A 23035-nucleotide genomic window follows, 5' to 3' on the forward strand; every position below is an offset into this window, starting at 1 on the left:
TTTCATATTGGCAATTGACTAGTGTGTTAATTCTTAGTCTGGTTAGGCTGCGTGTTCTTTCATATTGGTAATGCCTGCCATGCTCACTAATCCGGTAACATCTATGATGAGTGCAACGGTGCCATCACCGAGAATAGTGGCACCCGATACGCCTGGGACCCGGTTGTAGTTATCTTCTAGGCTCTTGATGACCACCTGTTGCTGTGACAAGAGTTCATCGACCAGTAAACCTATTTTTTCATTATTAGAGTCGACTACCATGACCAGACCATCTTTGATCTCTCTGGCATCGGAAGTGTGGCAGAACTCTTGGTACACCTTGATAACAGGTAGATATTCGTTTCTGAGCTGTATCAGTTCATGGCCGTCGCTGAGACGGTTGATTTTGCTTGGTTCGACCTGTAATGATTCATGAATGGAAACCAGGGGCACCACATAGATATGCTGGCCAACCCTGACTAGCTGGCCATCGAGTATGGCTAGTGTCAGAGGCAGCCTGATAGTGAAACGACTGCCTTTATCTTGGGTGGATTTAAGCTCTATGCTGCCGTTGAGCTCATTGATGTTTCGTCTGACTACGTCCATGCCCACACCGCGTCCAGAGAGATCTGAAACCGAATCGGCGGTGGAAAAGCCGGGCTTAAAGATCAACTTATGAATCGCCTCTGTGCTGAGTTCTTCCTCCAGACCGACGAGCCCCTTCTCCCTCGCCTTGTTAAGGATTCTGTCGGTATCCAGACCAGCTCCATCGTCGATTATCTCTATGATGATGCTGCCGCCCTGATGAAAGGCGTTGAGAGTGATAGTGCCGACTTCTGATTTCCCCTTGGCTAGGCGTTCTTCTGGGGTTTCAAGGCCATGATCTAGTGAGTTACGTACCAGATGCACCATAGGATCGACTATCTTCTCCATCACAGTCTTGTCTAGCTCGGTATCTTCCCCTTTTAGTACTAGATTCACTTTCTTTCCTAGTTGCTGACCGATATCGCGCACGAGCCTAGGGAAGCGGTTGAAGGCGAAGCTAATGGGGAGCATACGGATCTGCATGACGCTCTCTTGCAGATCTCGGGTATGGGTGGCGAGCTGTTCCAGTCCCTGCTTGAGTGATATAAGTGACTCTTCGTCTATCTTTTCCTGCTGACCTATCTGGCCGAGCATGGCCTGGGTGATCACCAGTTCCCCTACCATGTTTATCAGCAGATCTATTTTGTCTATGCTGACTCGAATCGAGCTGGTCTCGGGCGTTTTAGCCTGTGAAACCGCTTTAGGTTTAGACCCTTGGTTAGATGTCTTGGTCTCATCTGCTCCATTACTCTCTATGTCAGCCTGGACCGCTTCGCTCCCTTGCAGCTCCTGAGTAATTGTCCCTTGGGTCGATTCTATATTGGAGAGTTCATCATCTTGATTTTCATTAATGAGAGGGTTAGAGGAGAAGTTGATGGTGCATTCATCTTCGACCCATTCGAATACCTCTTTTAATCGTTCTAAGGGCTGATCTGTGATGAGTTCAAGTTGCCAATTCAGATAACAAGCCTCCGGATCTATATCATTAAACTCAGGTGACGTATGTTCGGCCAAGTTGACGCTTAGCTCTCCCAACTGTCTGAGCTCATTGAACATGAGGTAAGGGTCGTTACCACAGCGCAGAATGTCGATACCTGCCTGAAAATCTATGGACCAAAGTAGCAGGCCACTCGCCTCTTGTTCCGTCGTTATCTCGCTGCTGGAATCGACTTCTGCAGTCTCCGATCCCTGAGTACCTTTTTCGAGTTCCATAGTAAATTGCTTCTCGAGTTGAGCGAGCAGGGGATCGTCGAAATCAATTTTTCGCATCAAGGCATCGAACATATTTCGCAGTAGATCGACTGAAAGCAATAATATGTCTTGATGCTCGCTGGTCATCTGTCTGCGTCCATCGCGGATCTCATCGAGCAAGGTTTCTAGCAGATGAGTGTAATTGGCGACTTGGCTGAAACCGAAGGTGGCACTGCCTCCCTTGATAGAGTGAGCCGCGCGAAAAATAGTGTTGATAGCTTCATCGTCGGGGTTATTTACGTCGAGATTAAGCAGTTCGGATTCCATGGCGTCTAAACCTTCTAGACTCTCCTCGAAGAATACCTGACTGAATTGACTGAGATCGATTTCCATATTAAATGTCCGTTAGATCCATCTGATGATTTGGATGTTCTTAACCAAGCACCTTACGCACGGTTGCCAGTAACTGATCTGGGTTGAATGGCTTCACTATCCAGCCGGTAGCTCCAGCGGAGCGACCCTCTTGTTTCTTTTCTGTACCTGATTCCGTTGTTAGCATCAATAGGGGAGTAAATTTATAGTTAGGTAAGGTTCGTAGATTACGGATCAGGGTGAGTCCATCCATGATGGGCATATTCACATCCGAGATGACCAGGTCGTATTCGCCTTGCTGGGCTACTTTTAAAGCCTCGTCTCCATTGCACGCCTCTGTGACGTCGAAGCCAGCCGTTTTAAGGGTAAAGCCGACCATCTGACGCATGGAAGCAGAATCATCGACTGCGAGTATTTTTTTCATAGTTACTTTTCCTCATCCAGTTCGGCTTGTAACTCTGGTGTGCCTATCTCTGGAATACTAATACCCAGATTTTCCAAATTGGTTTTTAGTTCGGGCTGGCAGTCTAGCCAGTCGACTTTTAGAGAGCGGGATTCACATGTTTGGGAAAATAGATACAGGAGCTGCGCCCCAGCAGTGTCTACCCGTGACAATTGGCTAGCATCTATATGCAGCTCTTCGTCATGGGCTAATAGCTCTGAAAGTTGTGCGAATATGGGCTGAATATTTCGAATGGTTAATTCAGAATCCAATATAATTGTTTGTTCCGACATTTTATTTTCCTTTGGATAGCTTTCTTCATCCCTGCAAGATCAAAAGATAGTCGGCAAATTTAAGTATTTCCTCTTTTGTTGGTTTTTTTTTGATTATTTATTCGAGAAATAAAATAGCGGGTAACGAGTCAATAATATGCGATTTAGGTTAGATAGTCGTCCGTATGTGTTCTGTCAAATTATCTTGTATCTGTATGTATTAAATTGGTTTTTAATAGCTTTCCGTGAAGGATTTTCTGAAGTGTGTTTAGCAAAGTAAATATGCTGGATCGACGGATATTTTCAGTTACAATTTGGCACAATTAGTTGATAGTCCCAAGGTTCTCGGTTCTCGGTTCTAGGTACTCGGAGTTCTAGCTTCTTACTTATAATTGGCTATGATTGTTTGAATATCTGCAATCAGGTTCTTGTTGGAGATCTGCGGCAGCTTCCCTGGAGACGAGGACTTAGGTTTTATAATCGCCACCTTGCTTCCATCCGGTGATATCAGTGCCATAGATGCACTGTGGTCTACCTGATAGTCTTCTCCATCGCCGATCATGGCATAGACGAAGCCTAGATCTCGAGTGAGTGGGAAGAGTTGGGCGTGTTCCCCTGTGATCGCGACAAATTCAGGGTTAAAGAAGTCCATATAGCTTAACAGTTTAGCCTGAGTATCTCTTTGAGGATCAACGGAAAGGAAAACCACTTGTAGCTCTGCATTTTCTAATAATTTGGGGTAAGCTGCGGTGAGTTTCCCCATAGTGGTAGGGCAGACATCTGGGCAAGAGGTGTAGCCGATGAAGAATAGGCTCCATTTATTATTTAGCTGAGTGTTAGTAAATGAATTGCCATGTTGATCCGTGAGAGAGAAAGGTGCCAATGGCTTTGCTATTGGAAACACGAAGCTGGTGGTGAGCTCCAGTTCTGTATTTTGCATAGAGGTGATGATGGTATTGCTCTGCTTATTTTTCTGCACCTGAACCGCGGTCACACCGCCGAGGCCGAGAAGAACTAAGCCTAGTAGTGCAACGGCGATGATTCTAAGCTTCTTTGCCATATTGAAAGGCTCCATGTTCGACCTCGGATCTGTATAACACCAACGAACTAATCACTTGTATTCTCTGGTTTATACCCAGAGGTAATGATCGACCAAGAGCACAATAAATAAGATCATCAGATGATAGATGGAGAAACGAAATACTTGCATCGCCAGACCTGGCTTATCATCATATTTAAGCTCCCATGCTTTATAGATGAAGCAGCAGCTTAATATTGTCGAGCCTACTAAGTAGATGGGACCGCACATTCCTACGATAACAGGTAGTAAACAGGCGATTGCTAATAACAAGGTATAGAGCAAGATACAGGTCTTGGTGAATTCGACGCCATGGGTTACAGGTAGCATAGGAATATCTACTTTGGCATATTCCTCTTTTCTGTGGATGGCCAGCGCCCAGAAGTGCGGCGGCGTCCAAGTAAAGATGATGATCACTAACAACAGCGCATGACCGTGGAACTCCCCGGTTATTGCCGTCCAACCAAGGAGCGGTGGCATGGCTCCTGCGAGTCCGCCGACGACGATATTTTGTGGTGTGGCACGTTTGAGATAAGCGGTATAGATGATGGCATATCCCACGAGACTGGCAAAGGTGAGCCAAGCGGTGAGTTCATTGACTAAGGTGTAGAGCAAGGCAAAGCCCAATATCGCCAAACTAACGGAGAAGGCGAGAGCCTTAGCGATAGAGACACGGCCCTTAGGTAAGGGGCGATTATAGGTGCGGGCCATCAGGCCATCTATACGTCGGTCTATAAGGTGGTTAAAGGCGGCGGCGGCACCAGCCATCATGCCGATCCCCATCATGCCAATAATTAAGGGCTGTATAGGCACTGACCCTGGTACCGCCAGACACATACCGACTAAAACCGTAAGCAGCATGAGCGCGACCACTTTAGGCTTGGTCATCTCATAATATGCGCGCCATTGAAGTAACTCGCGGCTGGTCTTAGGCTCTGTTGCCGAAATCGAAAGTGGTTTTGCCATGGCTTTTCCCTCGCTTAGGCTTTATGCCCTTAAAATTATTATTTTGCTTAAAACTTAAAACTTAAAACGTTAGCTTTATGCTTTTCGCCACAGGGCGTAGTTGATAAACACTAATGTCATTAGCAGCATGGCCGCCCCTGCATTGTGAGATACGGCTATGCCCAAGGGTAGGTGCAGTACAACATTGCTGATCCCGAGCCCGACTTGCAGTATGACTAAGCCGACTAAAACCAATGATGCTCGTTTCAATAGCGCCGATTGAGAACGAGTAAAAAGTTTATAGGCAAGCCAGAGCAAGATACCTGTGGTCAATATAGCGCCAAATCTATGGGCGACATGTATGGTCATACGTGAAGAGTAGTCGAGTACGCCAAATTCATAGGTTTCGTGGACGCCTTGGAACGGATTAAAAGCCTGAGTTAGCTGTAAATTTTTGTACCAATCTCCTTCACAAATAGGCAGTGAAGTACAGGCTAGGGCTGCATAGTTCGATGAAGTCCAGCCGCCGAGAATGATCTGTAAGATCAAGACTCCCATGCTTGCTAAAGCTAATGGAGCAAGTTTTCTAGCGACAATATCGCCACCGGGGATCCTCAGTGGCTTAGTTCTGAGGTAGAGTAGGAATAATAAAGATATTAAGGTAAAGCCGCCGATGAGGTGAGACATGACAACTACGGGCATGAGTTTCATGGTAACAGTCCACATACCTAAAGCGGCTTGAAATAAGATTAAGATGGCGATAATTGTCGGCAGTTTCTTGGGGGCATCCAGCTTCTTTAAGCAAAGAATGAAGACAACGAGTACAAGTAAACCAAGGGCTCCGGCTATATATCTGTGGATCATCTCAAGCCAAGCTTTCTTGGGTTCAACTTCCAGCCCAGGGAAGGCATCTTGTGCCTGAGCAAGTTCATGTTGCTGACTGGGGACCTTGAGCATGCCATAACAACCAGGCCAATCGGGGCAGCCCAAGCCTGCATCGGATAAACGGGTATATGCCCCCATTAAAATGACGCAAAGCGTGAAGACAAGGGTGACTCTGAGTAATGCTTGGATCCCCATTAGCCAACTCTCGATAGTTTTAGCATCTTTCTTAAGTCAGCGACCAGTGATTTTCCCTGCATTATCTGCTTGTCCATACCGTCAACTGCGGGATATTCCATGACTAAGCTGCCCAGTGGGTCGACTACTATCATTTGCTGGCGGTCCAGCATTTTTATCATGGCATCATTGGCCAACACCGTCTCGAATGTGTATGTAGTAAGGGCGTGTATATCGCTATCTTGGCTCAGTAAGATCAAAGTGTGAACTCTGTCTTGATTTCGGCCCAGCGCGATATGGCTCTGTTGCAGGATATAAAGATGATCTAGGCATTGCTGGTCACATTTGTTGGGCAGTAGGTAGAGGAGTTGCCACTCTTTAGGCTTAGGGTTGTTCATCCTCAGGCTCTGGTAGCTAGTGCCGATAGGAAGTAGCTCTCCCTTGTTGGTGGCACCTCCTTGATAGAGATCTAAACTGAGCACTATTTTAGCCGCAGCCACTGGCAGCACGAAGACTAAAAAAAGTAAAATTAAAGGTTTAGCGCCGCTCTTTTTTTGGGAGTTCATACTCTCTCCTAAGAAAGCCCATATGAACGCCTTTAGAGGCTAATAAAATTCATATGAGTCATACTCATCCAGTTTCCCGAGACGGCTAGGAAACACGTATTGTCACTTCTTATGTGTAGAAGTTTTTACTGCTTAATCTCTAACCTACTTGGTCTTGTTTTCATTGGCAACAGTCATTTCATGGATATTGGTCCGATCTGGATTATTACTCACTGTAACTTCATTTTGTTGTTTTGTTGAGGCTTTGGATCTTCTGCTATAGATGAAATATAGAATAAGCAGGGCAAAAGCCAGTGCCATTGAAAACCACTGTAGGGCATAGCCTCTATGCTTCTGTGAAGAAAGTGGTATGGGAGTCCAAGGATGGGGCAAGTCAAAACCATCGAGATGATCTGGCTGCAACACAGCAGGAGCCAAAGGCTGGTCTAATAGCTGGCTAATCGCACTAATATTAAGATTTTGGATACGTTTGGGCCAGCTTGATTCTGGCATTAATGCGGAGCTCATAGGGTTTGCTTGTTTCTGATATAACCTGCCATTCAAGCTGACCTCTCCTGTGATAACTTTAACCTTGGGCAGTATTCGTCTATCTAAGCCTGCAGGTACAAAGCCAAGTTCCAGCAGAATCCAGGGACCATCGGCTGTTATCTGCATGGGCTGTAGCGCTAGATATCCTACCAGTCCGTTAAAAACTTGATTATCCAGCAGGAAGATATGATTCGAGGCCGGAGATGCCTGGACCGAGAGACGGTAACCTGTGACTTTCTCTGTTGGGGGAAATGAAACTAGCTGAGTATATGTCAGCGGCGCAGATGATTGGCGCTGGGTCAATTCGCTCTGCCAGCGCTCCTTCATCTCCGCACGATCTAGCTGCCAAAAACCTAGTTTCACTAAAATGAGGAACATAGTTATTGAGAACAAAGCTAATGCTGCTCTGGTCGACCATATGTACAGGCCACTAGGTTGAGAGAGGCTGGTCATAATTTTCTCTCCTGTGTTTTGGACGACACCTAAGGAACCAAAAAGCTAACTTGACCAAATGGATAAACAGCTCCAGAGTAGAAATAGTAAATAAGGCCCTAGAGCCCCATGACTCAATGTGAGGATAACCGGTGAATCTATTAATTATCTTTAAAATTGTCTTAGTACTGCTACTGCTATTCATTATGTTTAATCTTGTCCGAGCCCTGTTTATCTTGGTAAAAGGTGAGAGTGAGACGCCCGTGAGTCATTTCTTAGGGCGCCGAGTCATTTACTCTGTGCTGGTTGTCTTATTTATCCTTGTGGCACTTGGCACTGGGGTTATCACCCCAAATCCAAGGCCTTATTAGTCTAAGGTTCTTGTTCAGGAGCCAAGGTGATGGCTCCTGCTTACTCGATGAAATGATTCAGACTGAACTTCACGTAGTGACATATATAGAGAAGCGTAGCGGCTCTATCAGAGGACGTAGACGAAGATAAATAGACACAACCAAACGACGTCAACAAAGTGCCAATACCAGCTACCCGCCTGGAAGGCGAAATGCCGATCTGGGGTAAAGTGTCCTTTCAAGACCCGTAAAAACAATACAATCAGGAATACGGTTCCTAGGGTGACGTGCATGCCGTGGAAACCGGTCAAGAGGAAGAAGGTATTACCATAAACTCCCGATTCCAACGTTAATCCCATTTCCTGGTAGGCGTGAATATACTCTTCGGCTTGTAGCGCCAGAAAACACATGCCCAGTAAGATGGTAATACCCAGCCAAATGCTAATAGCCGAACGTTTACCTTTCTCCAGGCTTACGTGAGCCATATGCAGAGTCACAGATGACGTGAGTAGAATGATGGTATTATACAGGGGCAAGCCAGTCCAAGGCATAGCCTCTGTTTTTGTGCCATCGGGTGTTGTTATTAGTGGCCAGACGGCTTCAAATCCAGGCCAGAGCACCTCATTAGTCATGGCGTTATTGGAATCGCCACCCAACCAAGGTACGGCAATCATTCGGGCGTAGAGCAGGGCACCGAAAAAAGCCCCGAAGAACATTACTTCGGAGAAAATAAACCAGCTCATTCCCTGCCGAAAGGATCTGTCCATCTGTTTGGAATAGAGGCCGCTCATTGACTCGGCGATAACGGTTCTAAACCAGCCAAAGATCATAAATATGATGACGGCTATACCGGCGAGTAAAATCATTCCTCCACTGCCGCCATCGGTTTTGAGTTGTTGTACATAACTTCCGGCGCCAAATGCAATGAGGAATAATCCTATGGCGCCAATTATGGGCCATGCACTCTGTGCGGGAACGTAATAGTGTTCGTGCTTAGTTGTCATCTTGCTGCTCCTTGCTCAACTGAGCCGACATAACCTCGGTCGGTGATGTTATAGAGGGTATAAGAGAGAGTCAGTGTGGTTATTGAATCGGGAAGATCAGGATCCACAAAAAATATTAGTGGTAGCTCGGCGCTCGCTTCGGCCGTTAGTTTCTGCTGGTTGAAGCAGAAGCATTCGGTTTTATTGAAGTAAGCGGCTCCCAGTCCTGGTGATACCGAGGGGATAGCCTGTCCAATGGTTTCATTTAGAGACAAATTCTTGGCATTGAAATGAGTGTGGATCAGCTCTCCGGGATGAACCTGCATACGTTTGATTTCAGGCTTAAATTCCCAGGGCATATCACTTTGAATCTGCGCCATAAATTCAACTGTAATGGTACGACTCTCATCGATTGTGATCGGTTTATAAGTGCTGGCACTGTTTTGGGTCTTACCATTGATCCCCAATTGTTCGCAGAGCACATCGTATAAGGGAACCAAAGCGAAGCCGAAACCGAACATGCCCACAGCACCAGCAATCAACATACTGATAAGTTTTCGATTGGACTTGCCTTGGTTATTGTTCATATCTACTTAATCTCAGGTGGTGTAGAGAATGAGTGGTAGGGTGCTGGGCTCGGGAGTGTCCACTCTAAACCTTCAGCCCCTTCCCAAGGCTTAGCCGCAGCCTTTTCGCCACCGCGTATGCACTTGATGACCAGCGCGAGGAAGATAAACTGAGACAGTCCAAAGGCGAAGCCGCCTATGGAGACTATCTGATTAACATCGGCAAATTGCACCGCATAATCCGGGATACGTCTCGGCATGCCCGCTAAGCCTAAGAAATGCATAGGGAAGAAAAGTACGTTGACCGATATCACTGAACACCAGAAATGAATCTTGCCTAATCTTTCGTCATACATGTTACCGGTCCATTTAGGTAACCAGTAATAGGCCGCGGCCATAATGGAGAAAATGGCACCTGTCACCAGTACATAATGGAAATGTGCGACCACGAAGTAAGTATCATGATATTGGAAATCAGCCGGGGTGATAGCCAGCATCAGGCCCGAAAAGCCACCTATGGTGAAGAGTATGATGAAGGCGACAGCGAACAACATGGGGGTCTCGAAGCTGAGTGAGCCTCGCCACATGGTCGCCACCCAATTAAACACTTTTACCCCGGTGGGAACCGCAATCAACATGGTGCAATACATGAAGAAGAGCTCGGCGAATACTGGCATACCTGTGGTGAACATGTGGTGTGCCCACACAAGGAATGAGAGTATGGCGATACTCGAGGTGGCGTAGACCATAGAGGAGTAACCAAATAGTCTTTTACGGCTGAAGGTAGGCACTATGGCGGAGATGATACCGAAGGAAGGTAAGATCATGATGTAAACTTCCGGGTGGCCGAAGAACCAGAAGATATGCTGGAACATCACAGGATCGCCACCTCCCGCGGCATCGAAGAAGCTAGTACCGAAGTATTTATCTGTGAGCACCATGGTCACTGTGCCAGCGAGTACCGGCATCACAGCAATTAAGAGGAAGGCGGTGATCAACCAGGTCCAGACGAAGAGTGGTAACTTCATCCAGGTCATGCCCGGAGCCCGCATATTGACTATGGTCACGACGACGTTAATCGCCCCCATGATGGAGCTGATGCCCATGATATGGATAGAGAAGACAAACAGTGCCGTACTGTCAGGGCTATAAGTGGTCGACAGCGGCGCGTAGAAGGTCCAACCAAAGTTTGGTCCGCCTCCTTCCATAAATAGTGAGCTCAGCAGGATGGCGAAGGCGAAGGGTAAGATCCAAAAACTCCAGTTGTTCATCCTTGGCAGTGCCATGTCTGGCGCGCCAATCATCATAGGTATTAACCAGTTTGCCAGGCCTGTAAAGGCTGGCATTACAGCGCCAAAGACCATGACCAATCCATGGACAGTGGTCATCTGATTGAAGAAATTAGGTTCTATCAACTGCAGTCCTGGTTGAAATAGCTCGGCACGTATCACCATGGCCATGGCGCCACCTGTGAGGAACATGATAAAACTGAACCAGAGGTAGAGTGTGCCTATGTCTTTGTGATTGGTGGTTAACAGCCAACGTTTAATGCCCGAAGGATGCTGCTGGTGATGCTCATCATGGTGCTCGCTGGCTTCTTCGACCTGGCCGATTTCCATATTCGGTTCCGCTTCGCGGGTTAAAGTATTCATATTTACTCCCTATTGGCCATGCTGACTAACGTCAGCCGCCTGAACTGTATCGCCTGTGTTGTTGTCCCATGCGTTACGTTCATAAGTAATCACTGCGGCAATCTCTTGCGCGGTTAATTGCTTCCCAAAAGCCTGCATCGCAGTGCCCACTTTTCCATTGATAACCATCTCTAAGTGATCTGTTAATGGTCCAGTTGTTATTGGGCTGCCTTTCATTGGAGGGAATACGCCAGGTAGGCCCATGCCGTTGGGCTGATGACATGCAGCACATCGAGACATGTATACCTGTTCACCTTGAGCCATCAGCTCATCCATGGAGAGGGACTTACTCAAGGAGGCCTGTGCTTCAGCGGCTGCGGCGCTGGCTTGATTCTTTTGTTCTGCTACCCAGATGTCGAAGTCGGCTTGGCTTAGAGCCTCGACCACGATCGGCATGAAGCCATGATCTTTACCGCAGAGCTCGGCGCATTGACCTCGATAGGTACCTGGTATATCGATACGGGTCCATGCTTCATTGATGAAACCCGGATTTGCGTCTTTCTTAACCGCGAACGCGGGAACCCACCATGAGTGGATCACATCTTCTGACGTCATCAGGAAGCGTACTTTTTTATTGATAGGAAGGACTAAGGGCTTATCGACTTCGAGGAGATAGTTCTCTCCCTTCTCTTCGGTTCCCTCTATCTGCTCTCTAGGGGTTGAGAGTAGGCTAAAGAACTCTATATCTTGATCGAAATAGCTGTAATGCCATTTCCATTGAGAGCCTGTTATCTTGATGGTGATGTCGGCATCACTAGGATCTTCCATGGCGATTAAGGTCTTAGTCGCCGGAATAGCCATAAGAATGAGTATGATGAAAGGGGCTATGGTCCAGGCTATCTCGACCTTAGTACTTTCGTGGAAATTGGCTGCTACGGCACCCTTAGATTTTCGATGATTGATCATGGAATAGATCATCACACCAAAAACCACAACACCGATGGCGCAACAGATATACAGTATGATCATGTGCAGGTTGTATACCTGGCCACTGATATCTGTAACGCCCTTTGTCATATTAAGGGGCATTTCTGATGCCAAAACGTAGGGCGTAAACAGCAACGCCAGAAAACTATACAACACTCGCTTCACTAGACTTCTCCTCTGTCAAAAATTAAGACAAAGAAGAGTCACACAGTAAGTCTCTGCTCTATGCAAACTCTTCAGTTCCCAAAAAAGCAACGATGACTTCAAAGTGCAGTGGCGGTTTACTTGTTATTTTAGTTTGGCAGTCACTGACTACCTGAGTTAACCACACTCGCACCTACGGCTGAATATATCAGTACCGATTTCAGCGAGGTAAATATCTGGACTTCCACACATGGCAGGGTCTTTACTACGCCGACTACTAAATCGTTTGGATATAACAAATTATCGTTGTTATATCCCTAACTTACTTGGTGTTGAAATATTGATCAAGATCACTTTTGGTGAATTTTTCAAATATTTTAAATAAAAATCAAACACAAAAAAGTCCCTTACGGGACTTAAATAATAGATTTTCTATTCGTCAAATTGACTCGAGACTAGTGTAGAGAACCGAATAAACTGGCTTGGCTGAAGTGAGTATCTGTTTGGCTATGGGGCTTAGCATGTAAGTGGCTATTCGCATCTTCGATGACAATGCCTAGGGCTCGTGCGCTTTTTTCTACCAATTTCAGTCGGCGATTGTCCCGTGAATCTAAGGCCTGAGTCCAGCAGATGACGGCACTGGATGTGCCACTGGTGAGCGCTTTCTCCATGGCCCATAAGGTTTCAACTTCGTCCTTAGCATGAACGAGAAGGACGCGGTCCATTCTGACTCCTGCTTCGGCTAACATCTGCTTGTAGCCCATGTTGGGAGGACTGATCAATACAATCCATTGCCCCTGATGACTCAAAGTAGCAAGCTGATTACTCACTTTTCTCAGTTCCACCCGGCCCTGAGTGTGGGTGCTTACTGTGGTGATACTCGCATTACCTTGTTCGATGGACACTTGGTCAAGGGGATTCGACCATAAACCTGGGTGTCTAGGGCTATTTCCAATTAGATTTTTCATTACCAAGCTCCTTCGCCAATGAGCGATTTCATCTATTGCCAATTGCCGTTACGGATAACACCGACTGCGAGTCCTTCAATATTCAGGCTCTGGCTGGTGAGGTCGACAACTATCGGTGAATAGTCTTCATTTTCAGCATGGAGATAGACCATGCTACCTTTTTTCTCGAAGCGTTTTACTGTGACATCATCTTCCACTCGAGCCACGACAATTTGGCCATTCTTTGCTTGAGCAACCTTATGGACGGCGAGTAGATCACCTTCGAGAATACCGATATTTTTCATGCTGTCACCGCGTACTCTAAGTAGAAAGTCGGCACTAGGACGAAACATACTTGGGTCGACCTGATAATGTTGTTCTATATGCTCCTGGGCAAGGATAGGTTCACCAGCGGCAACTTGGCCTATCAAGGGTAAGCCTAATTCTTCCGGCTCCGCAGCTTGTGTGAGTCGAATACCGCGAGATGTACCAGGAATAATCTCGATACAGCCTTTTTTGGCGAGGGCCTTCAGATGTTCTTCGGCCGCATTGGCACTCTTGAAACCTAGGCGTTTAGCTATTTCGGCTCGAGTCGGAGGCATGCCGGTATCGGAAATATTGCGCTTAATCAGTTCTAGGATCTCGGCTTGTCTTGGTGTCAAAGGTCTCATGATGAATCCTGTCTTTCTATACAGTTACTGTCAGTATATACAGTATTGCAACCAGTGCAAGGATTAACCAAGTTTATTAAGTACGTAAAAGAACCTTTTGACTAGATTAGGGCTAACTCTCTTTTATCTGGTATTCTATGCCGTTATTAAGAAGACTCACATTGTATAAGAAAAATGTCGAAACAAGACTCTCTTTGGTATAAATCATTACGTTGGATTCAGAAAAAACTGGTGCTCACTGTTGTTGTGCCCCATGACCCCTTTGCCGATCTCAACTTAGACCCAGATAAGCCTGTGGTTTATGTGATGAAGACTGAATCTCTCAGTGATATCGCTTCCCTAAGTGAAATAACCAGTCAGTATGGACTTCCGAGCCCTTATGATGAGCTGGTTGTCGATGGTGAGCGCACGCCCAGAGTGGTGTGTTTGGAAGGTGCTAAGCCTCTTTTTGGGCAAAGAGAGAGCAATGAGTTTTTCTTAAATAGCTTTATGGATCTGTTGAAGGTTCATAGGCAGAAGCCTGAGCTGGATATACAGTTAGTGCCGGTTAGCCTCTACTGGGGGCGCACTCCAGGCAAAGAAGACGATACCATGAAGGCGGCAGTGTTTGAGCGCCAAAATCCGACCTGGCTCCGAAAATGTCTGATGATCCTCTTCTTGGGACGACATAATTTCGTGCAGTTTTCTAATGCTGTCTCAATTCGTTATATGGCCGATGAACACGGCACCGATAAGCGAATAGCTCACAAGCTGGCTCGTGTGGCTAGAGTCCACTTCAGTCGTCAACGTAAAGTGATGACCGGACCTGTTTTGCCTAAGCGTCAGGTACTATTTCAAGACCTGTTAAATTCTGAGTCGCTAAAGAAGGCGATTCTAGAAGAAGCGGCGAGCAAGAAAATCTCCGAAGTCGAGGCCAGAGCCAGGGCGATGGAGTACCTGGATGAAGTGGCGGCTGATTACTCCGAGAGCCTAGTGCGTATCGCAGAGCGTTTCTTGACCTGGCTGTGGAACAAGCTCTACAAGGGTATCAAGATTAAAGGTGCAGAGCAGATAAGGCAGCTACATCATGATGGCCATGAGATCATCTATGTGCCTTGTCACCGTAGTCATATGGACTACCTGCTACTGTCCTATATTCTCTATTACGAAGGTATGGTTCCACCGCACATAGCTGCGGGTATCAACCTCAACTTCTGGCCTGCGGGGCCTATGTTCCGTCGTGGCGGAGCCTTCTTCATTCGCCGTAGCTTCAGGGGGAACAAGCTTTATACGGCGGTTTTCCGTGAATATTTAGATCAATTATTCACTAAAGGTTACTCGGTAGAATACTTTACCGAAGGTGGACGTTCACGTACCGGTCGTCTGCTGGCACCTAAGACTGGCATGATTGCCATGACTCTCAATAGTGTGCTGGGTGGCATGGAAAGACCTGTGACTTTAGTGCCCGTTTACTTAGGTTATGATCATGTGATGGAGGTCGCCACCTACCATAAAGAACTTAGCGGCAAGAAGAAAAAGAAAGAGTCTGTTTGGCAGCTGTTTGGCGCGCTGCGTAAGCTAGGTAACTTTGGCCAAGGTTATGTGAATTTTGGTCAACCTATCACCTTAGATTGCTATCTGGACGAGAAGGTGCCCGATTGGAAGCAGGAGATAGCTAAAGACCCTGAGCAGAAACCTAAGTGGCTGACGCCTGTGGTGAACGCCTTAGCTAATCGAGTGATGACAAGCATTAATGATGCGGCGGCGGTGAGTTCAGTGACGCTGACAAGCTTGGTTTTACTCGCTTCCGAGCAACATGCACTGGAGCGTTCACAACTTGAGAAGCAGCTAGATCTCTATCTAAAATTACTCAAGGATCTGCCTTATACTGAGTTCACATCTGTACCTGAAGGTGACGGTAAATTACTGGTACAGCAAGGTCTAGAACTTAAGAAGATTCAGCTAGATAGCGATCCGCTAGGGGATATCATCTCCATAGAAGATAGCATTGCAGTAGCGATGACCTATTACCGTAACAATATCATCCACCTTTTGATTGTTCCCTCCCTAGTTGCAAACTGCTTGACTCAGCATGAGCACGTTTCCAGAGATGAGATTATCGATACGGTAAAAGACTTCTACCCCTTATTGAAAGCAGAATTGTTTATGGGTATCGAGGACATAGAAACTCATGTTATCCAAATTTTGGATTTATTTGTCGCACAAGGATTAGTGACCGAAGCTGGACGCTTATCGCCAGTAGAGAGTCAGATCAACCAGTTGTTGTTACTCGCTGGCACAGTGAGTGAGACGATGCAACGCTATGCCATAATATTTAACCTGCTGGCTGCCTGTCCTAAGATGGAGCGATCAGAACTTGAGCGTGAGAGTCATAGGCTGGCACAGAGACTGGGTGCGCTTCATGGCATCACGGCGCCGGAATTTTATGATAAAAAGCTTTACGGTACTCTTAGTGTCAAGTTAAAAGAGCTAGGTTACTTATTAGATAGCGACAAGAGAGGGGAAGTCGAACGGATTAGATTGCGAGCCAATGGCCTGCTGCGTTCATCTGTCAGACAGACCATAGAAGATAGCGTCGCAGCGGAGCACAAAGCGTAATGGCTAACCATATGAATGCCACGAAAAATAAAGTGGCAAGTAAGTCTCTACTCGGTGGAGCCATGATTATTGCCGGAACTGCGGTTGGGGCCGGTATGTTCTCTCTGCCGGTCGTCGGTGCTGGGATGTGGTTTAGCTACTCCATAATAATGATGATCGGTGTGTGGTTCTGTATGTTAGTTTCGGGGCTGTTACTACTGGAGACTAATTTACATTTTGAGCCAGGTGCTAGTTTTGATACCTTGACTCGCGAGACCTTAGGGCAATTTTGGCGGATTGTTAATGGTCTCTCCATCGCCTTCGTGCTTTATATCCTAGCCTATGCCTATATCAGCGGTGGCGGGTCTATCGTTAATCATAGTCTCGAGGCGGCGGGAATCGAGCTGCCTCAGAGTGTGGCGGGGCTTGTTTTTGCTTTAGGCTTGGCATTTGTGGTATTTATCAGTACCAAGGCGGTGGATAGAATTACCACCATAATGCTCGGGGGCATGGTTATCACCTTCTTCCTTGCCGTGGGTAATTTACTGATCGATATCGACACTGTTAAGTTATTTCAGCCTGATGGTGAGGCGACATACCTGCCATATCTTTTAGCTGCGCTGCCTTTTGGCCTGGTGAGCTTCGGTTATCACGGCAATGTGCCTAGTCTGGTTAAATACTATGGCAAAGACCCTAGCACTATTATCAAGGCTATCGTACTGGGGACAGTGATCGCATTCGTTATTTATGTGTGTTGGTTGGTCGCGACTATGGGGAATATCGGCAGGAGTGAGTTTGTCGATATCATAGCCCAAGGCGGTAACATGGGTGTCTTGGTCGGAGCGCTGTCGGGGGCGATTACCAGTGATTGGCTAACCAGTATGTTAACCCTGTTTGCTAATTTAGCCGTCGCTTCATCTTTCCTTGGAGTGACTTTGGGCCTATTCGATTATCTTGCGGATCTATTTGGTTTTGATGAGTCACGCTCTGGTCGTTTGAAGACTGCGGCGGTCACTTTTCTGCCTCCAACGGTATTAGGTTTGCTGTTCCCTGATGGTTTCTTGATTGCCATCGGCTTCGCTGCGCTTGCGGCCACTATATGGGCGGCAATTGTACCTGCCATGATGGCTCATAAGGTGAGAAAGATGTATCCGGATTATAAGGGGTTCAAAGTGCCTGGCGGAACGCCGGTGATTGCCATAGTGATCTTATTCGGCATTATCACAGGAGCCTGCCATCTTCTGGCAATGGCAGATCTGTTACCCGTTTACGGCTAGCTTTAATGAATACTTATTGGTATTAGTAAAAATAGGGCCTTCGAGGCTCTATTTTTTTGTCGACATAAAAATAATATATAAAAGAGATAAATGTTGAAGATAACCCAAGCTGAGCGAGATGCCGTCTATAAAACCATTTTCAATCGTCGCGATGTCAGAGCCGAGTTTAAGCCCGACACCATCCCTGATGACGTTTTGAAGCGGATTCTCACCGCGGCTCATCATGCACCTAGCGTGGGTTTCATGCAGCCCTGGGATTTTGTGATTGTCAGAAGCGAGCAGACTAAACAGAAATTGAAGCAAGGCTTTATTCAGGCGAATGCAGAGGCTGAAACGCTTTTCGAGGGAGAGCGAAAAGCGCAATATAGTGCCCTGAAGCTAGAGGGGATTCTAGAGGCGCCGATTGGCATCTGTGTCACCTGCGATAGGACAAGAACGGGACCAGTAGTCTTGGGGCGCACCACTAATTTAGACATGGATCTCTATAGCTCGGTCTGTGCAGTGCAGAACTTGTGGCTTGCAGCTCGCGCCGAGAACATAGGCGTAGGTTGGGTAAGTATCTTACATGATGAAGTATTGCACCAGACCTTAGGTATTCCGGAGCACATAGTTCCTATCGCCTATCTCTGTTTGGGTTATGTCAGTAAGTTCTATGACCAGCCTGAACTAGAGAAGCGTGGTTGGCTTAAACGCCAAAGCCTGAGCTCTATCATTCATGAAGGTCAGTGGCAGGCTAAGTCCCATAAATAGATAGCAGTTATGGTTTTATCCTTTCCAGATACTGTTGCGGCGTGCAGTTTCTGAATCGTTTGAATGCCTTACTAAAGCTCTGTTTATTGGCATAGCCGAGCAGCTGGGAAATCTCCTCGACAGACCTATTATCTAACATATATTTGATCGCTTGATTACTGAGAAGATAACCACAAATATTAGTGAAATTAAAACCATGGAGCTGCAATTTGCGTTGTAGCTGCTGCCTGGAGATATTAAACAGGGCTGCGACACTGTCTACCGTAGGTAAGCCATAGTACCTGGCGTAGTTGACCATCTCAAATAGCACCTTAGGGGTATCATGGGGTTGAGGCATATCCAGATATTGTTCGAACAGTGAACGGGGCATAGCAACAGAACTGTTTTCTGGTATTTGCAAGTTTGCTTGTTGTACCAAGGCGTCTGTACTGATCCAGATTTCTGTTTGAGGGGCGTTCCAAATTACAGGGCAATTAAACAGAGATTCAGCTTCCTGTTTACCGACAGCTGGGCCGCTAATGTGGATCTGTAGCGGTCGATATTCATTACCCAGAAAATATTTCAATGTATTGAACAACATGACGGCGACTCGTAGCGAGTCATGGGTTTTCTGTTGGTTAAAAACATAGGGGTTTCGGTAACACCACTTAATGATCTTTCCCGATTGAATGATGTAATAACTGGCTCCAGATTGGAAACTGGCGATACCATAATTAATACGTCGCACACTCATCGCTAAGTCTGTGGTTGCCAGGAAACTGATCCCAGGAATATCCAAACGAGAAAAATCCAGATGTTGGGCAAGTTTCAACATATAAGCCGGATCTTGAGTGGCTTGCTCTAATTGCTTTAGCCAGATGCAAATTTGGCTAAAAGGAATCAGTGCCATGGGCTCATCCATCAAGGTCTGGGGAATATTTAAGTCTGTGGTGTGAATCCCATACACTCGTTCTACCCCTTTGAAAACGGTACTCATGTAACAGACTCGGATGAATGAGCTATTGAATTTCATGATCGTGCCTTAAGACTATGTTTGGGTCTAATTAAATCATTTATAGTCATATTTTGATAGAACTGGACTTACTATCTTGCTCCTTATTTCATAAGAGGCAGACTGGATACAAGATTTAACACTTCAACGTTAGTTCTGACTCAAATCCAGAATAATAACTTACCTCGTTTGAATCATTTTCTCGTTAATCCATTTTGCTTGCATGGGATCACTTTATTTATGAGTTTAATTAGTATGCCGTTTGTGGACTCGGGTTTAGATACCACGTTACATGTTGTGGCGACGGTGGTGATGATCACTACCCTAGCTGCAATGGCTATCGGCTTTTGGAAGATCCATGAGCTGCCAATCAATAAGGCGCATAAGGAAAAGCATCATCAGATAGGCTTAATAACAGCCCTGACCTGGATAGGTTTCCTATGGCATTGGGTATGGGTGTTGGCCGTGTTTGTGGCATTCATTGATGGTGAGAAAGCCCTACGGAGGATCCGAGACGTTTGGCATGAGGATAAAGATCTAGAATCAGAATCTAGAGAAAATCAGGGCAAGGGGACTAAAAATGCTTGAAGGTTTAGCGGTTTGGGCTCTGTTCATCTACCTGTTGAGAATGGCAGGAATGCCATGGAATAAATACAGTAAAAGTTTCTCCTATCTTGGAGGCGGTGCTTGGTTGCTATTCGTATGGGTAGGCTTGATTAACTACACGCCTATGGACATATCGGGAGGCTCAATAGTCCAGTCGCCTCATATTCAACTTAGGCCTGCATCGAGTCAGATCAAGGGGCAAGTTAAGCATATCTATGTGGTGCCAAATCAGACCATTGTGGCGGGTCAGTTGATCTATGAACTCGATGATAAGCCCTATCAAATAGCTTTGAACAAATCTGAGGTGGCTAAAGAGTCGGCTGAACTTGAGCTCGCTCTGGCTAAAGAGGATGTTAATCTGGCTAAGAAGGCACACTTAGCAGCGCTGACCGATATCGAAATCAGTGAGAATCAGCTTGAGGCAGGGATAAAAGATCTCAAGTGGAAACAGAAAACTCTGGCTCGTTTTATGGAGCAAAATAGAGTGGTTCCCGACACCATTACTAAGAGTCAGCTCGATGAACAGAAAAATGATGTAGATATTGCTCAAGCTAAGGTCAACGCTTACTATTCACAGATTGATAAGGCTAATCTTGCGGCTAATAGAACCGAGTTAGATATCGGTAAGGCTAAATTGAGCATTCAGAGTAGAGGTTCAGATCTGAAGGCTGAGGTCGAGAATGTTGCTAAGGCACAGTGGGATCTAGATAGTACTAAGATTTATGCCCCTGCTAATGGCTATGTGACCAACTTCATCATGCGAGAGGGGCAGTTTGTGGGTGCAGTGCCCCGAATGCAAATGTATACGGATGAGAAATATGTGCTGATGAGGGTCAATCATCAGGCTATACGTAATGTGAAAGTCGGCCAGAGAGCAGAGTTTGCTTCGGCTGTTTACCCTGGAAAGGTGTTCAATGCCGAGGTGGAGGGAATCATAGAAGCAACGGGCGAGTCTCAGGGAAGTCTTATCGCCCGGGATGACAATGTACGACAACTGACGGGGGTTAATGTGAATAATAAGCATCACTTCGTGCGTCTTAAGATCTATGAAACAGGTGATTATGATATTCCCGTCGGTGCGGTAGGACTGGCCTGGATATCGGGTGAGAAACCTATCGCCTTCCTTGCTTTTTTAGATGTGATCAGAGGGATAGTGATCCGCATGAAGTCGCAAATTTACTATTTCTATTCTATGTAGCATAAATGAGATTTTGACTCCACTTTCATTACTGACGGTGGAGTCTTTTCTATTTGATTGAGCGATTGTATCAAATGCAGATCTGGTTACGGCCTTTCTTCTTGGCTCGATAGAGAGCCTGATCGGCACGTTTCATGGCTTGATCGAAGTTTTCACCGCCGAGTCGTTCAGCAACCCCGATAGATATAGTCACACTGACTGTCTTCTTTTTTGCTGTTTTTGACTTACTTCGTTTTGCCTTGGCCTGAGTATTACTATTTTTCTGCCGTTTATCCTCCCTCAAGACGATGCGGTAATCTTCTATCGACTCCCTAACATCCTCCAAGTCATCAAGAACCGCTTCGGCATCTTTACGAGGGAAGACGATAGTAAACTCTTCACCACCATACCTGAACACCTTACCGCCTCCGGAAACTTGGGCCATCTTTGCTGCTACTAGTCTAAGCACTTGGTCGCCCACGTCATGGCCATAGGTGTCATTAAATTTCTTGAAGTGATCGATATCCAGCATGGCGACACTGTACTTTCTACCCAGAGAGAGCACTAGGTTGTAGAGGGCGCGTCGAGATGCCAAACCGGTTAGCTCATCTCGATAGGCAAGAAAATAGGAGTCAATCAAGATGGTAAACAGATAGATGACGGCCAGAGATGACAGGAGTATGGAGAGGGGGAGATAATCAGGTCTGAAATAGTAAAATAACCAAATTCCTAAGGTCGTTAAGATGGATGTATTGACCAAGTTTGCTCGCCAAATAGCGCGAAAAAAAACTAAGGCAAAACAGAGAATAATGGGAACAAGTATGAGGGCCTGATAGCTAATATTGACTGGAGATTTTGCGATGATGTCGGCTTGAAAGTGATCGATAGCTGCGAGCCAGATAAACCCAAGCCCCAAGCAGATTATTATACCTAAAGTTCTCACTATTCCATGGGATGAGAATAGCCCCCTGTCTTTAATGAATGCGAACCAAGTGATGACCATAGCCCCGCCAATAAATAGCTCATCTATGTGGCTATTTGGGGCCGTAAACAATGGGCTTGAACTCTGTTTACTTACATAAAATACCAGTATTAGAACAGCGAGATAGGCCAATCGACTGCGATTAAATTGTAATGCCATAGCGGCCGCGATGGATAATAGCCAATAGGGCAGCCGTTCAATTATCTCATTCCAGATCTGCCAACTGGCTTGAGTCACTTGAATAAAAGTGAGCGCCATAACAGTAATAAATAGCGGCAGGATGAAATAACGACATCCATGTAAAAAAGATGGCAAATTAAACCTCTACAGTGATCTTATATTTGGGCCACAGGGAAATAAGTTCCCGAATACTCAATAATCAAACCTGCAGAAGATTGAGCTTAGCCATATAAGTCGACACTTTTCTTCTATTGGTGAAGAGGTAAAGGAAGTTTATTTTGTGATTAATTGTGGTTTTATTTACTCTTTCATCTCAGGTTTCATGGTATCAGAAATCACATGTATGACAGAAATCCAAGCCTGTCTGACCTCATCGGTAAAGGCATCACCTAGACCGATTTTTAATGTGTGAAGCAAAGCATTTCCGACCGGGGTGAAATGGCTTTTCTTGGTACCATAAGCATTATGTCGTTGGGCAAGCTGCTGTAAAGCCGGGACTAATGCCTCGAGATCGTTTAAGCCATCTACCGCCGCCTTTAGCATGGTCATTAGCTTGCGCCCCTGAACTTTCATGTCGTTGCGAAATAGGGGTTTCAATGAGGGGTCTATGCCGAACAGGGCGTCGTAGAATATGTCGGCGGCTTTTTCGGCTATGGGTTCAACTAGACTAAAGGAGTGTTGGACGAGTTGAATCTGTTTCTGTGTCAATGCCATTGTGTCATCCTTAATTAGGCTATTTTCATCCTGATCTCTATGTCATCTAATAT

22 protein-coding genes and 1 pseudogene are annotated in these 23035 nt (G+C 46.1%); 6 read left to right on the top strand and 17 right to left on the bottom strand.

Translation table 11 applies throughout. From position 1 onward, the window contains the following. Positions 1-42 precede the first annotated feature (42 nt). From sps_RS01240 to sps_RS01275, 8 genes are all read right to left on the bottom strand, one after another. Positions 43-2148 (bottom strand): chemotaxis protein CheA, encoded by a 2106-nt coding sequence (locus sps_RS01240; protein ID WP_077750819.1) that lies wholly within the window; start codon positions 2146-2148, stop codon positions 43-45. A gap of 40 nt (positions 2149-2188) precedes the next feature. Next, complete coding sequence (locus sps_RS01245; protein WP_077750820.1) at positions 2189-2551, bottom strand: response regulator; 363 nt, start codon at positions 2549-2551, stop codon at positions 2189-2191. A gap of 2 nt (positions 2552-2553) precedes the next feature. Continuing rightward, positions 2554-2862, bottom strand: a complete 309-nt coding sequence (locus sps_RS01250) for an STAS domain-containing protein (protein WP_077750821.1) — start codon at positions 2860-2862, stop codon at positions 2554-2556. A 361-nt stretch (positions 2863-3223) separates the two neighbouring features. Then, a complete protein-coding gene (locus sps_RS01255; RefSeq protein ID WP_077750822.1) occupies positions 3224-3901 on the bottom strand; it encodes an SCO family protein in 678 nt (225 codons plus the stop codon). A gap of 69 nt (positions 3902-3970) precedes the next feature. After that, positions 3971-4885: a heme o synthase gene (cyoE, locus tag sps_RS01260; protein WP_077750823.1), complete on the bottom strand. Its 915-nt coding sequence runs from the start codon at positions 4883-4885 to the stop codon at positions 3971-3973. Between the two features lie 75 nt (positions 4886-4960). Further along, the gene (locus sps_RS01265; protein ID WP_077750824.1) at positions 4961-5944 is read right to left on the bottom strand and encodes a COX15/CtaA family protein; all 984 of its coding nucleotides are present in this window, start codon (positions 5942-5944) and stop codon (positions 4961-4963) included. After that, positions 5944-6489: a hypothetical protein gene (locus tag sps_RS01270; protein WP_077750825.1), complete on the bottom strand. Its 546-nt coding sequence runs from the start codon at positions 6487-6489 to the stop codon at positions 5944-5946. The genes sps_RS01265 and sps_RS01270 overlap by 1 nt, the downstream gene beginning before the upstream one ends. A gap of 144 nt (positions 6490-6633) precedes the next feature. Further along, positions 6634-7470, bottom strand: coding sequence for an SURF1 family protein (locus sps_RS01275; RefSeq protein ID WP_077750826.1), 837 nt, complete (start codon positions 7468-7470; stop codon positions 6634-6636). Positions 7471-7601: 131 nt separating this feature from the next. On the opposite strand from sps_RS01275, the gene sps_RS01280 reads away from it, so the two are divergent. Continuing rightward, complete coding sequence (locus sps_RS01280) at positions 7602-7820, top strand: DUF2909 domain-containing protein (RefSeq protein ID WP_077750827.1); 219 nt, start codon at positions 7602-7604, stop codon at positions 7818-7820. A gap of 107 nt (positions 7821-7927) precedes the next feature. Here sps_RS01280 and sps_RS01285 read toward each other — a convergent pair whose 3' ends face one another. The 6 genes and pseudogenes from sps_RS01285 to lexA form a co-directional block, all read right to left on the bottom strand. Beyond that, on the bottom strand, positions 7928-8803 hold the full coding sequence (locus sps_RS01285) for a cytochrome c oxidase subunit 3 (RefSeq protein ID WP_077750828.1): 876 nt from the start codon (positions 8801-8803) through the stop codon (positions 7928-7930). Then, a complete protein-coding gene (locus sps_RS01290) occupies positions 8800-9369 on the bottom strand; it encodes a cytochrome c oxidase assembly protein (RefSeq protein WP_077750829.1) in 570 nt (189 codons plus the stop codon). The genes sps_RS01285 and sps_RS01290 overlap by 4 nt, the downstream gene beginning before the upstream one ends. A gap of 2 nt (positions 9370-9371) precedes the next feature. Beyond that, complete coding sequence (gene ctaD / locus sps_RS01295) at positions 9372-10967, bottom strand: cytochrome c oxidase subunit I (protein WP_418346761.1); 1596 nt, start codon at positions 10965-10967, stop codon at positions 9372-9374. 51 nt (positions 10968-11018) lie between these two features. Next, positions 11019-12131: pseudogene (coxB, locus tag sps_RS01300) on the bottom strand (cytochrome c oxidase subunit II); the annotation flags it as partial. Positions 12132-12565: 434 nt separating this feature from the next. Further along, a complete protein-coding gene (locus sps_RS01305) occupies positions 12566-13078 on the bottom strand; it encodes a cell division inhibitor SulA (RefSeq protein ID WP_077750832.1) in 513 nt (170 codons plus the stop codon). A 32-nt stretch (positions 13079-13110) separates the two neighbouring features. Beyond that, positions 13111-13728 carry a transcriptional repressor LexA gene (gene lexA / locus sps_RS01310; RefSeq protein WP_077750833.1) on the bottom strand — a complete coding sequence of 206 codons (618 nt, stop codon included), beginning with the start codon at positions 13726-13728 and terminating at the stop codon, positions 13111-13113. A 174-nt stretch (positions 13729-13902) separates the two neighbouring features. Between lexA and plsB the strand changes: the two genes are divergently transcribed. From plsB to bluB, 3 genes are all read left to right on the top strand, one after another. Then, on the top strand, positions 13903-16326 hold the full coding sequence (plsB, locus tag sps_RS01315; RefSeq protein ID WP_077750834.1) for a glycerol-3-phosphate 1-O-acyltransferase PlsB: 2424 nt from the start codon (positions 13903-13905) through the stop codon (positions 16324-16326). Continuing rightward, positions 16326-17582, top strand: coding sequence for a tryptophan permease (gene mtr, locus sps_RS01320; protein WP_077750835.1), 1257 nt, complete (start codon positions 16326-16328; stop codon positions 17580-17582). Before plsB ends, mtr begins: the two co-directional genes overlap by 1 nt. Before the next feature lie 90 nt (positions 17583-17672). Further along, a complete protein-coding gene (gene bluB, locus sps_RS01325) occupies positions 17673-18332 on the top strand; it encodes a 5,6-dimethylbenzimidazole synthase (RefSeq protein ID WP_335695440.1) in 660 nt (219 codons plus the stop codon). A 7-nt stretch (positions 18333-18339) separates the two neighbouring features. Here bluB and sps_RS01330 read toward each other — a convergent pair whose 3' ends face one another. After that, positions 18340-19344: an AraC family transcriptional regulator gene (locus sps_RS01330; RefSeq protein ID WP_077750836.1), complete on the bottom strand. Its 1005-nt coding sequence runs from the start codon at positions 19342-19344 to the stop codon at positions 18340-18342. A 219-nt stretch (positions 19345-19563) separates the two neighbouring features. Here sps_RS01330 and sps_RS01335 point away from each other — a divergent pair, with 219 nt between their 5' ends. Together sps_RS01335 and sps_RS01340 are read left to right on the top strand one after the other, a co-directional pair. Beyond that, complete coding sequence (locus sps_RS01335) at positions 19564-19911, top strand: MFS transporter (RefSeq protein ID WP_077750837.1); 348 nt, start codon at positions 19564-19566, stop codon at positions 19909-19911. Beyond that, positions 19904-21127, top strand: coding sequence for an HlyD family secretion protein (locus sps_RS01340; RefSeq protein WP_077750838.1), 1224 nt, complete (start codon positions 19904-19906; stop codon positions 21125-21127). The genes sps_RS01335 and sps_RS01340 overlap by 8 nt, the downstream gene beginning before the upstream one ends. Before the next feature lie 70 nt (positions 21128-21197). Here the strand turns inward: sps_RS01340 and sps_RS01345 are convergent, their stop codons facing one another. Both sps_RS01345 and sps_RS01350 read right to left on the bottom strand, forming a co-directional pair. Next, positions 21198-22403, bottom strand: coding sequence for a GGDEF domain-containing protein (locus sps_RS01345; RefSeq protein ID WP_077750839.1), 1206 nt, complete (start codon positions 22401-22403; stop codon positions 21198-21200). A gap of 165 nt (positions 22404-22568) precedes the next feature. Next, entirely contained in the window at positions 22569-22982 is a 414-nt protein-coding gene (locus sps_RS01350) for a globin family protein (protein ID WP_077750840.1), read from the bottom strand. Positions 22983-23035 lie beyond the last annotated feature (53 nt).

This window comes from Shewanella psychrophila (genome assembly GCF_002005305.1).
Classification (GTDB): Bacteria; Pseudomonadota; Gammaproteobacteria; order Enterobacterales; family Shewanellaceae; genus Shewanella; species Shewanella psychrophila.

Bases quoted from the DNA above. Each gene is read 5' to 3' on its own strand.
- sps_RS01240 (WP_077750819.1), bottom strand. From the start codon at position 2,148: ATGGAAATCGATCTCAGTCAATTCAGTCAGGTATTCTTCGAGGAGAGT.
- sps_RS01245 (WP_077750820.1), bottom strand. From the start codon at position 2,551: ATGAAAAAAATACTCGCAGTCGATGATTCTGCTTCCATGCGTCAGATG.
- sps_RS01250 (WP_077750821.1), bottom strand. From the start codon at position 2,862: ATGTCGGAACAAACAATTATATTGGATTCTGAATTAACCATTCGAAAT.
- sps_RS01255 (WP_077750822.1), bottom strand. From the start codon at position 3,901: ATGGCAAAGAAGCTTAGAATCATCGCCGTTGCACTACTAGGCTTAGTT.
- cyoE (WP_077750823.1), bottom strand. From the start codon at position 4,885: ATGGCAAAACCACTTTCGATTTCGGCAACAGAGCCTAAGACCAGCCGC.
- sps_RS01265 (WP_077750824.1), bottom strand. From the start codon at position 5,944: ATGGGGATCCAAGCATTACTCAGAGTCACCCTTGTCTTCACGCTTTGC.
- sps_RS01270 (WP_077750825.1), bottom strand. From the start codon at position 6,489: ATGAACTCCCAAAAAAAGAGCGGCGCTAAACCTTTAATTTTACTTTTT.
- sps_RS01275 (WP_077750826.1), bottom strand. From the start codon at position 7,470: ATGACCAGCCTCTCTCAACCTAGTGGCCTGTACATATGGTCGACCAGA.
- sps_RS01285 (WP_077750828.1), bottom strand. From the start codon at position 8,803: ATGACAACTAAGCACGAACACTATTACGTTCCCGCACAGAGTGCATGG.
- sps_RS01290 (WP_077750829.1), bottom strand. From the start codon at position 9,369: ATGAACAATAACCAAGGCAAGTCCAATCGAAAACTTATCAGTATGTTG.
- ctaD (WP_418346761.1), bottom strand. From the start codon at position 10,967: ATGGAAATCGGCCAGGTCGAAGAAGCCAGCGAGCACCATGATGAGCAT.
- sps_RS01305 (WP_077750832.1), bottom strand. From the start codon at position 13,078: ATGAAAAATCTAATTGGAAATAGCCCTAGACACCCAGGTTTATGGTCG.
- lexA (WP_077750833.1), bottom strand. From the start codon at position 13,728: ATGAGACCTTTGACACCAAGACAAGCCGAGATCCTAGAACTGATTAAG.
- plsB (WP_077750834.1), top strand. From the start codon at position 13,903: ATGTCGAAACAAGACTCTCTTTGGTATAAATCATTACGTTGGATTCAG.
- mtr (WP_077750835.1), top strand. From the start codon at position 16,326: ATGGCTAACCATATGAATGCCACGAAAAATAAAGTGGCAAGTAAGTCT.
- bluB (WP_335695440.1), top strand. From the start codon at position 17,673: ATGTTGAAGATAACCCAAGCTGAGCGAGATGCCGTCTATAAAACCATT.
- sps_RS01330 (WP_077750836.1), bottom strand. From the start codon at position 19,344: ATGAAATTCAATAGCTCATTCATCCGAGTCTGTTACATGAGTACCGTT.
- sps_RS01335 (WP_077750837.1), top strand. From the start codon at position 19,564: ATGAGTTTAATTAGTATGCCGTTTGTGGACTCGGGTTTAGATACCACG.
- sps_RS01340 (WP_077750838.1), top strand. From the start codon at position 19,904: ATGCTTGAAGGTTTAGCGGTTTGGGCTCTGTTCATCTACCTGTTGAGA.
- sps_RS01350 (WP_077750840.1), bottom strand. From the start codon at position 22,982: ATGGCATTGACACAGAAACAGATTCAACTCGTCCAACACTCCTTTAGT.